Annotated in this window: 13 protein-coding genes; 5 read left to right on the top strand and 8 right to left on the bottom strand. The window is 71.5% G+C overall.

What is annotated here, in order from left to right; genetic code table 11:
* Positions 1 to 71: 71 nt before the first annotated feature.
* Complete coding sequence (locus tag ACFE64_RS03260; protein ID WP_375391022.1) at positions 72 to 1,238, bottom strand: acyltransferase family protein; 1,167 nt, start codon at positions 1,236 to 1,238, stop codon at positions 72 to 74.
* 163 nt (positions 1,239 to 1,401) lie between these two features.
* Between ACFE64_RS03260 and ACFE64_RS03255 the strand changes: the two genes are divergently transcribed.
* Entirely contained in the window at positions 1,402 to 3,876 is a 2,475-nt protein-coding gene (locus tag ACFE64_RS03255) for a TonB-dependent receptor (RefSeq protein ID WP_375391021.1), read from the top strand.
* A 58-nt stretch (positions 3,877 to 3,934) separates the two neighbouring features.
* Here ACFE64_RS03255 and ACFE64_RS03250 read toward each other — a convergent pair whose 3' ends face one another.
* Genes ACFE64_RS03250 through ACFE64_RS03240 form a run of 3 tightly spaced genes read right to left on the bottom strand, consistent with a single transcriptional unit; the run spans position 3,935 to position 7,191 of the window.
* Positions 3,935 to 5,569 (bottom strand): sulfate adenylyltransferase subunit 1, encoded by a 1,635-nt coding sequence (locus ACFE64_RS03250; RefSeq protein WP_375391020.1) that lies wholly within the window; start codon positions 5,567 to 5,569, stop codon positions 3,935 to 3,937.
* Positions 5,570 to 6,463: a sulfate adenylyltransferase subunit CysD gene (gene cysD, locus ACFE64_RS03245; protein WP_375391019.1), complete on the bottom strand. Its 894-nt coding sequence runs from the start codon at positions 6,461 to 6,463 to the stop codon at positions 5,570 to 5,572.
* Entirely contained in the window at positions 6,460 to 7,191 is a 732-nt protein-coding gene (locus tag ACFE64_RS03240; RefSeq protein WP_375391018.1) for a phosphoadenylyl-sulfate reductase, read from the bottom strand. The genes cysD and ACFE64_RS03240 overlap by 4 nt, the downstream gene beginning before the upstream one ends.
* A 151-nt stretch (positions 7,192 to 7,342) precedes the next feature.
* Here ACFE64_RS03240 and ACFE64_RS03235 point away from each other — a divergent pair, with 151 nt between their 5' ends.
* From ACFE64_RS03235 to ACFE64_RS03220, 4 genes are all read left to right on the top strand, one after another.
* Positions 7,343 to 8,569 (top strand): cysteine desulfurase-like protein, encoded by a 1,227-nt coding sequence (locus tag ACFE64_RS03235; RefSeq protein WP_375391017.1) that lies wholly within the window; start codon positions 7,343 to 7,345, stop codon positions 8,567 to 8,569.
* 132 nt (positions 8,570 to 8,701) lie between these two features.
* Positions 8,702 to 9,862, top strand: a complete 1,161-nt coding sequence (locus ACFE64_RS03230; protein ID WP_375391016.1) for an alpha-hydroxy-acid oxidizing protein — start codon at positions 8,702 to 8,704, stop codon at positions 9,860 to 9,862.
* Between the two features lie 188 nt (positions 9,863 to 10,050).
* Positions 10,051 to 10,947, top strand: a complete 897-nt coding sequence (locus tag ACFE64_RS03225; RefSeq protein WP_375391015.1) for an alpha/beta fold hydrolase — start codon at positions 10,051 to 10,053, stop codon at positions 10,945 to 10,947.
* A gap of 36 nt (positions 10,948 to 10,983) precedes the next feature.
* The gene (locus tag ACFE64_RS03220; RefSeq protein ID WP_375391014.1) at positions 10,984 to 12,015 is read left to right on the top strand and encodes a hypothetical protein; all 1,032 of its coding nucleotides are present in this window, start codon (positions 10,984 to 10,986) and stop codon (positions 12,013 to 12,015) included.
* Between the two features lies 1 nt (position 12,016).
* Here ACFE64_RS03220 and ACFE64_RS03215 read toward each other — a convergent pair whose 3' ends face one another.
* The 4 genes from ACFE64_RS03215 to ACFE64_RS03200 form a co-directional block, all read right to left on the bottom strand.
* Positions 12,017 to 12,526: a homogentisate 1,2-dioxygenase gene (locus ACFE64_RS03215; RefSeq protein WP_375391013.1), complete on the bottom strand. Its 510-nt coding sequence runs from the start codon at positions 12,524 to 12,526 to the stop codon at positions 12,017 to 12,019.
* Positions 12,527 to 12,534: 8 nt separating this feature from the next.
* The gene (locus tag ACFE64_RS03210) at positions 12,535 to 12,894 is read right to left on the bottom strand and encodes a Rieske (2Fe-2S) protein (protein WP_375391012.1); all 360 of its coding nucleotides are present in this window, start codon (positions 12,892 to 12,894) and stop codon (positions 12,535 to 12,537) included.
* Positions 12,891 to 13,520: a maleylacetoacetate isomerase gene (gene maiA / locus ACFE64_RS03205; RefSeq protein ID WP_375391060.1), complete on the bottom strand. Its 630-nt coding sequence runs from the start codon at positions 13,518 to 13,520 to the stop codon at positions 12,891 to 12,893. Before maiA ends, ACFE64_RS03210 begins: the two co-directional genes overlap by 4 nt.
* 16 nt (positions 13,521 to 13,536) lie before the next feature.
* On the bottom strand, positions 13,537 to 13,871 hold a 335-nt coding region (locus ACFE64_RS03200), incomplete at its 5' end, for a homogentisate 1,2-dioxygenase domain-containing protein (protein ID WP_375391011.1).

The raw sequence follows: 13,871 nt of genomic DNA, 5'->3' as shown, positions 1-13,871 counted from the left end.
GGTCAGCGGCAACCGACCGGTCCCATGGCGGCGATCGGATTGCTGGCCTGCAGCAGCGCGGCCGCGGCCGTTCAGAGGGGTGCAGGCGCGCCCGTTCCGTTCCCCCTGGTGACCACCTTGCGGCGCCATCTGACAAGCATGAGCGGCTTTTCGATCGTCAGGAACGTCATCGAGCCGATCACCAGGACGAGCAGGCCGATGATGAGGCCGTCGGCCGCCATCCGCGCCGGCCCGATCATGCGCCAGCGGGTTCCCGTCAACGCCGTGAACGCGACGATCACCGGCATGTGCAGCAAGTAGATGCTGAAACTGATCTCTCCCAGATACCGCAGCGGCCGCACCCCGAGCAGCGCGAACCAGCGCCGTCCCTGCAGGATGGCGACCAGCGTGGGGATGAGCAGCAGCGCCTGCTTCCACGAGACGGATTGATAGTAACGGGCAAGCAGGATCGCCAGCGATGCGGCGCCGGCCAGGGGCCACAGGCGCGACAGCCGGACGCTGGGGAGGGCGGCGAGCTGCGCGCAGGCGAGCCCCGCGACGAAGAAATAGAAGCGGCCGTCGTGGAGCAGCTGCACGGAGGCGAGCAGCGGCACGTACAGCACGACCGACCATCGCAGCCGCCGGTACAGCAGCGCCATCAGCGGGATCTCGGCGTAGAGGATCCATTCGTAGCGCAGCGTCCAGACGGGACCGAGCATCTCCCGCGCGCCGGCGACGCCGTTCACGGGGCAGATCGGCGTGAAATTGAACAGCAGGTTGCAGCCGACTTCCTTGGCCAACGCGATCGGCGGCTCGGTGAGGGCGAAGCCCTGCAGGGCCAGGCACAGGCAGGCGACGAGCGCCACGACGAACAGGTAGAGCGGCACGATCCGCATGACGCGGCCGACCGCGAAGGACGCCACGTCGAGCCGGCCCCGACTGGCGAACAGCCGCCCGCCGAACAGATAGGCGGAGATCATGAAGAACAGCGCGACCGACGCCGATCCGAGCTGGTTGACGAACGGGTGGGCCCGCAGCGGACCATCGTCCTTCAACGGCAGCTCCATCAGGTGGCGGAGCAGCAGGTGATGGATCATCACCGAGCAGGCGAGGATGCCGCACGCGCCGTCCAGCGCATGCTTCCGGTTGGTCTCGCCGCCGAGCACCGCCCGCTCCAGCGCGGGCCAGGCCTTCAGCGCGAGCCAGGTGAGCAGGACGAGGGAGCCCAGGATCGTGACGTACAGCGCTATCTCGATCATCTTCCGTTCGTCCCCGCCGCGCCGCTCCTTTGGCCAATCGGTCGCGCGACATCAATCATGCGTCGGCGGCGCGGTCGATAGCCCGGCTTGTTTCGGGACAATCACGAGCCGAATTGTATCTCCCCCGATTTGATGGACGTTGCGCGCAACTCGGGAGACACGCATGACCATCACGCTCGCCTGGCTACTGGCCGCGCAAATCGCCGCCGGGGCCACGCCGCCGGGCCAGACCGCCGGCCCGCAGACCCCGCCCGCCGCGGCGGCGGACGAAGGCCGGCTCGGCCCCGCCCCGGTCGGCGGCGATGTCCTGGTGACCGCGCGCCGGCGCTCGGAAAGCGCGCAGCGCGTGCCGATCGCGATCTCGGTCATCGGCGGGACCGCGCTGGCGGAGACGGGCACCTACAATGTCAACCGGCTGACGCAGCTACAGCCGACGCTGCAATTCTATTCCACCAACCCGCGCAACTCGGCGGCGAACATCCGCGGCCTCGGCGCGCCGTTCGGCCTCACCAACGACGGCATCGAGCAGGGCGTCGGCATCTATGTCGACCAGGTCTATTACAGCCGCATCGCGTCCGCGACCTTCGACTTCACCGACACCGACCGCATCGAGGTGCTGCGCGGGCCCCAGGGCACGCTCTACGGCAAGAACACCACCGCCGGCGCGATCAACGTCTACACGCGCGCGCCCAGCTTCACGCCGGAGGCGCGCGTCGAGCTGACCGGGGGCAATTACGATTTCTTCCAGGGCAAGGCGTCGGTCTCTGGCCCGCTGGTCGACGACAAGCTCGCGATCCGGCTGTCGACCTCGATCACCACGCGGCGCGGCACGATCTACAACACGCGGGTCGCCCAGGATCAGAACAGCCAGGACAATCAGGGATTCCGCGGTCAGCTGCTCTGGCGCGCCACGCCGACGCTCGATCTCACCTTGTCCGGCGACTATAATCACCAGGACCCGAATTGCTGCGTTCAATATTATGTGCGCACCGGCGCCACGCAGCGGCCGCTGTCGCGCCAATATGCCGCGCTGGCCGCCGCGTTCGGCTATCAGGTGCCCTCGACCGATCCGTTCGACCGGCTGACCGATCTTGATACCGTGCCGCGCGCCAAGCAGTCGCTCGGCGGCGCCTCGCTGCTCGCCAATCTGGACCTGGGCGGCGCGACGCTGACGTCGATCACGGCCTGGCGCTTCTGGGACTGGGTGCCGAACAGCGACCGCGACTATATCGGGCTGCCGGTCACCACCGTGTCGGCCAACACCTCGCAGCAGCAGCAGGTCAGCCAGGAAGTGCGGATCGGCTCGAACGGCGATCGCAAGGTCGATTACCTGGCCGGGCTGTTCTATTTCTACCAGACCGTGGACGTGCAGGGCCTGCAGGTGCAGGGCGCGGCCGCCAGCCGGTATACGCTCAATCCTACTTCGGCCGACGCCAACAATCCGGCGGTGCTGAACGGGCTGACCCAGACCGTCACCAGCCATCTCGGCAACACCAGCGCCGCCGCATTCGGCAAGCTGACCTGGCATCTGACTGACGCCGTCTCGATCGCGCCGGGCGTCCGGGTCAATTACGACGAGAAGAACGCCGCCTATCTGGCGGTGATCACGACGGGGACGGGCGCCGTGCTCTCCTGCTCGCCGGCGCCGACCGCGGCCATCCCGCGAGATCAATGCGCGACGCTTACGCCGCAGAGCTATGACCCGCGCCTCAAGAAGTGGAATGTGTCGGGTGACATCACCGCCGCCTGGGCGGTAACCCCCGACATCAATGCCTATGCGACCTTCGCGCGCAGCTACAAGTCCGCGGGCGTCAACCTGTCGGGCTTGCCGCTCGACGCCGCCAACAACCCGATCCTCGCCTCGGCAACGGTGAAGCCCGAGAAGGTCAATCACTATGAACTCGGGCTCAAGACGCAGTTCGCCGATCGCCGCGCGACGGTGAACCTGGCCGCGTTCTGGACCGATATCTTCGATTACCAGGCGACGGTGAACAACAGCCAGTATGCCGTGCTGCGCGGCTATCTGGCCAATGCCGGGCAGGTCCGCACCCGCGGGATCGAGGCGGACAGCGCCTTCCGGCCGAGCGCCCGGCTGAACCTGTATGCGAACGGCGCCTATACGGACGCCAAATATGTCCGCTTCACCGATGCGCCGTGCCCCCCCGAGCTGTCCGGCGGCACCACCGCCGATGCGACGCACCCGGCGACGCCAGCCGGCCAGCCGGGCGGCACGGCGGCGTTGCCGGTCGCGTACAGCCCCGCGAACTGCGACATTTCCGGCCAGCTATTGCCGGGCGTGTCGAAATGGGCGGCCTCCTTCGGCGTCGAATATGATCTGCCCGCGCGCGTCGGGGGCGCGGACGGGCAGTTCTACCTCGGCTATGACGGCAGCTATCGCTCGCGCTTCTCGTCCAATCCGTCGGCGTCCGCCTATACGTTCATCGGCGGCTATGCGCTCAGCAACTTCAGGATCGGCTTCAAGACGGCGCGCGATCTCAACGTCTTCGCCTGGGTACGGAACGCCTTCGACCGCAACTATTTCGAAGTGCTCGCGACGCAGTCGGGAAGCACCGGCTTGATCGTCGGCCAGCCGGGCGATCCGCGGACATTCGGGGGAACCATCTCGCGGTCGTTCTGAAGCCCATCGTCTTTCCCGCGCAGGCGGGACTGACGGATCGAGCGGCAGCCGGCTGGCCTCAGATCACCCAGTCGGGATCCGGCCGGTCGATCTCGGCGGACGTGAGCGGGTCGCCGGCGGGCGTCAGCCCCGCCTCGCCGCCGAAGGCCAGCACGACGTCCGTCCCGGCGTCGCGGAGCAGGCGCGCGGCGGCGTTGGCGAGCTCCAGCCGTGCGGCGGCGGGCGCAAGCGCGCGCAGCTCGGCGATCGCTGCCGCGTCGACGATGCGCACGGCATGGCCGCGCGCGCGCAACAGCGTCGCTGCCCGCGCCGCCAGCGCGTCCCGCTCGGCCGCAGGTGCGTCGATCCAGCGGATCGTCGCGCCGTGCCGGTCGCGCCCGTCGCTCCCCGCCACGATCTCGCGCACCATGCCCGCGGCGACGGTGGCATGACTGACCGGGTCGATCAGGATGAACGCGCCGAGGACGCGCGAGCGGCGGTAGAGATTGAGCGCGACCGGCCGGTCCCAGTGCAGCCGTGCGGCCGCGATGTCGTTCAGGCCGATCGGGCCCACGGGTCGGCGATGGTCGCCCGTGTCCGGATCGAACACGGACGCGATCTCGCTTACCCGTGCGACCACCGTGCGCGTGCCGAGCTTGGCGAGATAGCGCCGCTCGGGCGCGAGCGGCTCGCGATCGAGCCAGGCCAGCGTCGCCTGCACCTCGGTTGCCACCCGGACGGCGCTGTCGGGCGCGACCAACACGTCGCCGCGCGCGCAGTCGACCGGGCCGGCCAGCGTCAGCATGACGGAGTCGCCCGCGGTCGCCTCGCGGCGGTCGCCGCCGGGCGTCACGATCCGCGCCACGACCGCCTCCGTGCCCGCCGGCAGCACGCGCAGCCGGTCGCCCGGCCGGACGCGGCCCGCGGCGATGCGGCCGGCATGGCCGCGGAATCCGGCATCGGGGCGGCTGACGAGCTGGACCGGCATGGCGAACGGCCGGTCGGCGCGCCAGTCGAGCGCCGGCGCGGCCTCCAGCGCATCGATCAGCGTCGGCCCCTCATGCCACGCCATCGCCGCGCTTCGGGCGAACACGTTGTCGCCATGGCGCGCAGCGACAGGCACCGCGATCGGCTCGGGCAGGCCCAGCCGGGCGGCGAGCGCGCGATACTCGGCCGCGATCGCGCGGAACACGCCCTCGTCATGGCCGACCAGGTCCATCTTGTTGACCGCGAGCACGACCGTGGGAACCCCGAGCAGCTGCAGCACCGCGCTGTGCCGCCGGGTCTGCGGCAGCAGCCCGGTGCGCGCGTCGACCAGCACCACCGCGGCGTCCGCCGTCGACGCGCCCGTCACCATGTTGCGGGTATATTGCTCGTGGCCAGGCGTGTCGGCGACGATGAAGCGGCGGCGCGGCGTCGCGAAATAACGATAGGCGACGTCGATGGTGATGCCCTGCTCGCGCTCCGCATCCAGCCCGTCCAGCAGCAGCGCGAAGTCCGGCGCCGCGCCGGTGGTGCCGAAGCGGCGGCTGTCCGCGGCGAGCGTCTCCATCTGGTCGGTGAACAGCGCCCGGGCGTCGTGCAGCAGGCGGCCGAGCAGCGTCGACTTGCCGTCGTCCACCGAGCCGCAGGCGATGAAGCGCAGCGCCGGCAGCACGTCCGCCGGCGCCGGCGCGGGCGCCGGATCATTGGCGGGCTTCAACCGCGTCGCCATCTAGAAATAGCCCTGCGCCTTCTTGCGTTCCATGCTCGCGGTCTCCTCCCGGTCGACGGCGCGACCCTGCCGCTCCGAGGCGGTGGCGCCCACCGTCTCGGCGATCACCTCGTCCAGCGTCGCGGCCTCGCTCTCCACCGCGCCGGTCAGCGGCCAGCAGCCGAGCGTGCGAAACCGCACCGCCCGCTCGACCGCGTGCTCGCCGGGGCGCAGCGGCAGGCGCGCGTCGTCGGCGACGATCAGCAGCCCGTCGCGCTCCACCACCGGGCGCGGCCGCGCGAAATACAGCGGGACGAGCGGGATCGCCTCGGCGGCGATGTAGCGCCACACGTCGAGCTCGGTCCAGTTCGACAGCGGAAAGGCGCGGATCGTCTCGCCGCGGCGCTTGCGCGTGTTGAACAGCTGCCACAGCTCGGGCCGCTGGTTGCGCGGGTCCCAGCGGTGATCGGCCGAGCGGAAGCTCAGCACGCGTTCCTTGGCGCGCGCCTTCTCCTCGTCGCGCCGCGCCCCGCCGAACGCCGCGTCCCAGTTGCCGGTGTCGAGCGCGTTGCGCAGGCCGGCGGTCAGCATCGCCTCGACATAATCGGGCGTCGGCGTGGCGAACGGATCGATGCCGCGCGCCGCCGATGCCGCCTCGTGATGGACGATCAGCTCGAACCCGTGCCGCGCCGCTTCGGCGTCGCGATGCGCGAGCAGCTCGGCGAAGTCCCAGCCCGAGGCGATGTGCAGGCAGGGGAAGGGCAGCGGCGCGGGATGGAACGCCTTGAGCGCGAGGTGCAGCAGCACCGCCGAGTCCTTGCCCACCGAATAGAGCAGCACGGGCCGCGCGCATTCGGCCGTGACCTCGCGGATGATGGCGATGGCTTCGGCTTCGAGCTGGTCGAGATGGTTCATGGGTGCGGGCCCGCCCGCTGGAGGCGGCCGTCCGCGCCGACGTGCAGCCCGCACTCGCGCGTGTCGCTCGCCTCCCACCACCAGCGCCCGGCGCGCTCGTCCTCACCCGGCAGGATGGCGCGCGTGCAGGGCTGGCAGCCGATCGAGGGGAAGCCGTGCGCGTGGAGCGGGTTCACCGGCACGGCGTTCGCGGCGCACCAGGCGGCGACGTCCCCGCGCGTCCAGTCGGCGAGCGGCGCGCCCTTCCACAGGCCGTGCGCGTCGTCCCAGGCCAGCGGTTCGACCGTCGCGCCGGTGCCGCGATCGCCGCGCAGGCCGGTCAGCCAGCCGCCCGCGCCCGCCAGCGCGCGCCCGAGCGGCTCCACCTTGCGGACATGGCAGCACCGCAGCCGCGCGTCGCGCGATTTCCGGAAGCCCGCCACGCCATCGGCGTCGATCAGCGCCTCCACCGCGCCCGTGTCGGGGTTCATCGCGCGGATGCGCAGGCCGTAGCGCGCCTCCGTCTCGGCCCACAATTCCAGCGTCTCGGGAAAGAGCCGGCCGGTGTCGAGCGTCACCAGCGCGGCGGGAAAGGCGGTGGCGGCGACGATCGCCGTCAGCATCTGATCCTCCAGCCCGAAGCTGGTGGTGAAGACGATGCGCCCCTGCGCACGCGCCGCCAGCGCCTCCAGCCGCGCCGTGACGGCGGCGGGGAGGTCGGCTGGGCGAGGCGTGGCGACCGCGGGCATCGTGCCGTTCCATCGCGCGGCCGGCCCCCGATCGCCACCAAGCAACTCTTCGTCGCGCCCAAGGCTCGCTTCGACGGCGATCGCCGTGATCCATCCTCCGTTCGGGGGCGGTCGCTTGCGCCCGGCGCGGCGCTGGGGAACAGCGCTGCGCGTGACCTTTCCCATCATCGCCGTCCGCGCCCACTTCCCCGCGCTCGACCCCAGCAGATCGAGGCGCGCCTTTTTCGATGCGCCCGGCGGGACACAGGTCTGCGCGCCCGCAATTGAGCGGATGGCGGCGCACCTGCGCGACGGCACCGCCAATTCGGGCGGCGCTTTCGCCACCTCGCGCGAGACCGACGCGCTGTCGGGCGAGGCGCACGCCGCGGTGGCGGACCTGCTCGGCGGCCGCCCGGACGAGATCGCGTTCGGGCCGAACATGACGTCGCTCACCTTCGCCGTCAGCCGCGCGCTGGCGCGGGACTGGCGCGAGGGCGACAACCTCGTCGTCACCCGGCTGGATCACGACGCCAACGTCGCACCCTGGCTCGCGGTGGCGGCGGACCGGGGCATGGCGGTGCGCTGGCTCGATTTCGATCCGGCGACCGGGCGGCTGCGCTATGACGAGCTTGCCGGCCTGCTCGACGACCGCACCCGGCTCGTCGCGGTCGGCGCGGCGTCGAATGCGCTCGGCACGTTGAATGACGTGCCCGCCGTCGTGGCGGCGGTCCGCGCGCACTCGCCCGCGTTGGTCTATGTCGACGCGGTCCAGTCCGTGCCGCACGTCGCCACCGACGTCGCCGCGCTCGGCTGCGACCTGCTCGCCTGCTCGCCCTACAAGTTCTTCGGGCCTCACCAGGGGGTGCTCTGGGCGCGCGCCGATCTCGCCGAGCGGATCCAGGCCTACAAGGTCCGTCCGGCCGGGGACGAGGGCGCGCATCGCTTCGAGACCGGCACGCCGTCGTTCGAGGGGCAGGCGGGCGTGCTCGGCACGATCGACTATCTCGAATGGCTGGGCGGCGAGGCGGACCCGCACGCCAACAGCCGCCGCGCGCGCCTGCTCGCCGCGATGACCGCCAGCGCCGACCATGAGCGCGGCCTGGGTGAGCGGCTGCTGGCGGGACTGGCGGGGATCGACGGGCTGAAGCTCTACGGCGCGCCGACGATGGACGGCCGCGTCCCGACCTTCGCCTTCACGCTGGCCGGCCACCATCCCGACGCGGTCGCCGCGCATCTGGCGACGCGCGACATCTTCGCCTGGTCGGGCCATTTCTACGCGGTCGAGGTGATCCGCCGGCTTGGCCTGGAGGCGGCCGGCGGCCTCGTCCGCGTCGGCCTGTGCCACTATTCGACCGCCGACGAGGTGGACCGGTTGATTGCGGTGTTGGGGGAGCTCTGACCCTGTCGTCACCCCGGCCTTGTGCCGGGGTCCACCGACGGGCAAACCCGATGCGCAATTGCGAAGCGACTGGCCCGGTTCAGGCGTGGATGCCGGGACGAGCCCCGGCATGACGAAGGAGAGGGCAGGCCCATGCCGCATTACGGCGATTACCAGAACCAGATCTACGGCGCCGGCCTGCAGGGCGTCCAGCCGCGCCTCCCGGTCGACTTCGCCACCCTCGTCGAGCGCGCCACCGCCGCGATGCCGCCGCAGGTGCTCACCTATGTCCAGGGCGGCTGCGGCGACGAATGGACGCAGGACGAGAACGCCCGCGCCTTCCGCCACTGGGGCATGATCCCGCGGATGATGGTCGACACGCGCGCGCGCGACCTGTCGATCGAGCTGTTCGGGCTGACGCTGCCGAGCCCGGTCTTCATGGCCCCGATCGGCGTCACCGGCCTCTGCACGCAGGACGGGCATGGCGACCTCGCCGCGGCGCGCGCCTCGGCGATGACCGGCGTGCCGCTCACCGCCTCCACCCTCTCCAACGATCCGCTGGAGGACGTGAAGGCGCAGTGCGGCGACACGCCCGCCTTTTTCCAGCTCTACACGCCCAGGGATGGGGCGCTTGCCGAAAGCCTGATCGGCCGCGCCGAGGCGGCGGGCTACAAGGCGCTGGTGGTGACGCTCGACACCTGGGTCACGGGCTGGCGGCCGCGCGACCTCAACGTCGCCAACTTTCCGCAGCTGCGCGGGGCTGTGCTCCAGAACTATTTTACCGACCCCGTCTTCCGGAAGCTGCTGGGCAAGCCGGTGGCCGAGAACCTGCGCGAGGCAATCGGGCTGTGGGGCGCGAACTTCGCGCGCCCGATCACCTGGGACGACATCGCCTGGTTCCGGTCCGCGACCAAGCTGCCGATCGCGCTCAAGGGCATCTGCCACCCCGACGACGCGCGCCGCGCGGCCGATCTGGGGGCGGACGCGATCTACTGCTCCAACCATGGCGGCCGCCAGGCGAACGGCGGCATCGCCGCGATCGACCTGCTGCCGGGCGTGGTCGCAGCGGCCGGATCGACGCCGGTGCTGTTCGATTCGGGCGTGCGCTCGGGCTCGGACGTGGTGAAGGCGCTGGCGCTCGGCGCGCGCGCGGTGGGCGTCGGCCGGCCCTATGCCTATGGCCTCGCGCTCGACGGCGACGCCGGCTGCGCGCACGTGCTGAAATGCATCCTGGCCGAGGCGGACCTGCTGATGGCGGTCAATGGCTGGCCCACGGTCGCGGCCGTGCGCGAGGCAGGGGCGCAGCGGGTCTGAGTCCTCTCCGGAACGGGGAGGGGGACCGCCGCCGAAGGCGGTGGTGGCGGGGGCCCCGGACCAGGGGACACCGCCAGACCCGGGCCCCCTCCGTCACGCGCTGCGCGCGCGCCACTTCCCCGTTCCGGGGAGGATTTACAGAGCCCGCCGCCCGCGCCAAACTCACCCAAAGCCATCAGGAGAGCACCATGCCCAAGGCCACCGCGAACGGTGTCGAGATCGAGTGGGATGACCGCGGCGACGCCGCCGATCCTGCCGTCCTCCTCATCATGGGCCTGGGCGGGCAGATGACGCGCTGGTCGGAAGAGTTCATGGCCGCGCTCGTCCGGCACGGCTTCCGCGCGATCCGCTTCGACAATCGCGACGTCGGCCTCTCCACCAAGTTCGACAGCGCCGGCCTGCCGGACCTCACCGCGATCGGCGCGCAGCTGCTCGCCGGCGTCAAGCCGGACACCGCCTATACGCTGGAGCACATGGCGGCCGACGCGGTCGCCGTGCTCGATGCGGCGGGCGTCCGCCGCGCGCACGTCGTCGGCGCCTCGATGGGCGGGATGATCGCGCAGCTGGTCGCGACCGAGCATGCCGATCGCGTGCTGACGCTCACCTCGATCATGTCCTCCACCGGCAACCCGGCGCTGCCGCGCGCGACCAAGGAGGCCAACGACGTGCTGATGAGCCGGCCGCAGGGGACGGACACGGAGTCGCTGGTCGCGCACGGCCTGAAATCCGCCAAGGTGATCGGCAGCCCCGGTTACCCCGCCGACGATGAGGTCCTCGCCGACCGCATTCGCGCCGACCTGCAGCGCATGCATTATCCGCCCGGCTTCGCGCGTCAGCTCGCGGCGATCTGGGCGAACGGAGACCGCCGCGCGCGCCTCGCCGGCGTCACCGCGCCGACGCTGGTCATTCACGGCGCCGACGATCCGCTGGTGCCTGTCGAGGGCGGCCGCGACACCGCCCGGAGCATCCCCGGCGCCAGGCTGATCGAGATCCCCGGCATGGGCCACGACCTGCCCGCGGCGCTGATCGGTCGCATCACCGACGCCATCGCCGAGCACGCGCGCGAGGTCAGCGTCCCGGCCTGACGGACACGCCGCCCCGTCCGGGCGTTCCGGCGGGGCATGATCGTCCAGACCCTTGTGGAAGCGGCAGCGGGGCTGCTGCTGACCGGCGCGACGCTCGCCGATATCTTCGCGACCATTCTCGTGCCCGGTCAGGTGGAGGGGCAGCTGCGCGTCGGCATGCGCGTGCGCCGCGCGACCATGCCGCTCGCGCGGTGGAGCGCCCGCGGCGTGCGCGCGCCCGGCAGCCGCCCGTCCAACACCTTTGCGCCGGGCGTGTTCGTGATCTCGTTCGGCGCCTGGATGCTCCTTCTCCTCGCGGGCTACGGCCTGCTGTTCCACGCCGCGCGCGCCCTGTTCTCGCCGGCGCTGTCGGCGCCGGACGCAATCTACATCGCCGGATCGTCGCTGCTGACGCTCGGCGTCAGCGAGGTGGACGCGCACGGGGCCGCGCGCTGGCTCATCCTGGCGGCCGGTCTGTCCGGCTTCGCGGTGATCTCGGCGACGATCAGCTACATCCTCCAGATCCATCAGGCGCTGCACCAGCGCGAGGTGCGCGTGCTGACGCTCGGCAGCCTCGCGGGCAACCCGCCGTCCGGTCTGCGGCTGCTGGAGGAGGTCGCGCATCTCCAGGTGACGGACGAACTGCCCGAGTTCTTCCGGTCCTGGCGCGACTGGGCGGCGGGCGTGCTCCACAGCCACACCAGCTCGCCGGTGCTGATCTACTTTCATTCGGTGGACAGCGAGAGCGACTGGCTCGCGTCGCTGGAGGCGATGCTGGACGCCGCGACGCTGCTGATGGCGCTGACCGAGCACCCGGCCCGCGGCACCGCGGCACTGCTCCACCGCACCGGCAGCCGCACCGCCGCCCGACTTTGTCAGCTGCTGAAGCTGGATGAAGTCCAGGTCGACCCCCTCGACCAGCCCGCGGTCGAGGTGCTCGTCGCCCGGCTGGAGGCCGCCGGATTTCCCGTGGTCGCCGCGGACGCGACCGCGGTGACGACGCTCGGCCGGCTCCGCGCCGACTATCTCGGCCGGATGCACGCGATCGCCGATGCGCTCGGCGCCGGCCGCACGCGGCCGCTGGCTTAGGTCAGCCGAGCTTCGCCACCATCAGCGCCAGCACCGACGGGTCGCCGGTCACCTGCAGCAGGTAGCGCCCCGGCTTCAGATCGAAATCGACGTATTTCCGCACCGGGGTGCAATCCGGCCCATGGCCATGCGCGACGGAGGTCAGCGCGGCGCCGTTCGCCACCACGTCCACCCACACGCCCGCGCCGAGCGCGACGCGATAGCGCCCTGCCGCCGCGGCCTCGAACGCGAAGACGCCGCCATGCCCGGTCGCGCCGAGTGGCCTGGCCGAGGGCACGGGCAGCCGCAACGCGCTCGCCGGCTGCAGCGTCGCGCGCGCGCCCTGGCCGATCCTGAGCATCGCATCGCCGACTCGGCTGGCGTCGGGCGCGGCCGTCACCGGCGCTGCGACGCTCCAGCCCGCATAGTCGGCGGGCAGCGCGGCGGGCATGGCCGGACACACCGTCTTGGCGACGTCCATCGCGGCGGGGGTGGGCGCAAGGGCCTGGGCGAGGATCAGCAGCGCGAGCATGGCGCTTCCTACGCCGTCACGATCATTCCGTCGACCACCGCCACCGGCCAGGCGCCCAGCCGCTGCCCGACACACGGGCCGCCGACGCACAGCCCGTCCGCCACGCGGAACAGCGCGCCGTGCCAGCTGCACTGGATCAGGCCGCCGTCGGGCGTGAGATAGCCGTCCAGCCGCTCCGCCAGCGGCATCCCGGCGTGCGGGCAGCGATCGACATAGCCGCTGACCGTCCCGCCCCGCCGCACCACGAAGCCATGGAACCGCCCTGCGCGCAGCTGCAGCACGAAGTTGCGCGCCGTCCCGTCGGGCACCGCGTCCAGCGCCGCCAGCGTCACGCCCGGGGGCGTCGCCTGGACGCGCGCATCGTTCATGCCGGATCGGCGTCGGGCTGCGCGGCAGGATGCGCCGCCTGGCACGCCGCCAGCGCGCGGGCATGCTCGGCCGCCGCGACCAGCCGGGGAAAGGCCGACAGGTCCACCCCGAACCGCTCGGCATGGTAGACCTGCGGGACGAGGAAGCAGTCGACCAGCCCCGGCGCGTCGCCGAGCGCGAACGGCCCGACGATCTGCGGCTCCAGCGCGGCGAAGCCCTCGCCGATCCAGCGCGCGATCCATGCCTGCACCTGGCGCTCGTCGGCCCCGAAATCCTCGCGCAGGGCGTTCACGATGCGCAGGTTGTTGACCGGATGGATGTCCGCCCCGATCACCGCCGCCATCGCCCGCGCCGTTGCGCGGCCCGCGGGCGTCGCGGGCAACAGCGGCGGGACGGGATGGAGTTCATCCAGCAGCTCGATGATCGCGCCGCTCTGCATGAAGACCTGCTCGTCCAGCGCCAACGCGGGCACCAGCCCTTGCGGATTGAGCGTCAGATAGGCAGCGTCCCGCTGTGCGCCGGTGCGCAAATCGTGGTTCACCTGTTCGTAGCGCAGCCCCTTCAGCGCCAGCGCGATTCGCACGCGATAGGCGGCGGTCGAGCGCCAATAGCCGTGCAGGATCAGGCTCACGTCTATGTTCTTATCGGGGCAGCTGTGCCTTGGGGAAGTCCGCCCACACCTCGTCATAGTCGAGCTGGCTGTGCTCCAGCGCATAGCGGGTCGGGCGATAGGCCCAGCAGCTTTCGACCATGAACGCCATCGTGCCCTCGATCTTGTGCGGTTTCAGGTCGGCGACCGACGCGCCTTGCCAGCTCGCCAGGTCCGGCCCGTGCCCTGCCATGAGGTTGTGCAGCGACAGCCCGCCCGGCCGGAACCCCTCCGCCTTCGCGTCGTACGCGCCCGCGATGAGCCCCATCGCCTCGCTCATCACGTTGCGGTGGAACCAGGGCGGGCGGAACGTGCCCTCCGCCACCA

Origin of the sequence: uncultured Sphingomonas sp. (assembly GCF_964250165.1) — a bacterium.
In the GTDB taxonomy this organism is placed as follows: Bacteria; Pseudomonadota; Alphaproteobacteria; order Sphingomonadales; family Sphingomonadaceae; genus Sphingomonas.
The sequence above is the reverse complement of the archived record's forward strand: the minus strand, read 5'-3'. Positions and strand labels throughout refer to the sequence as shown.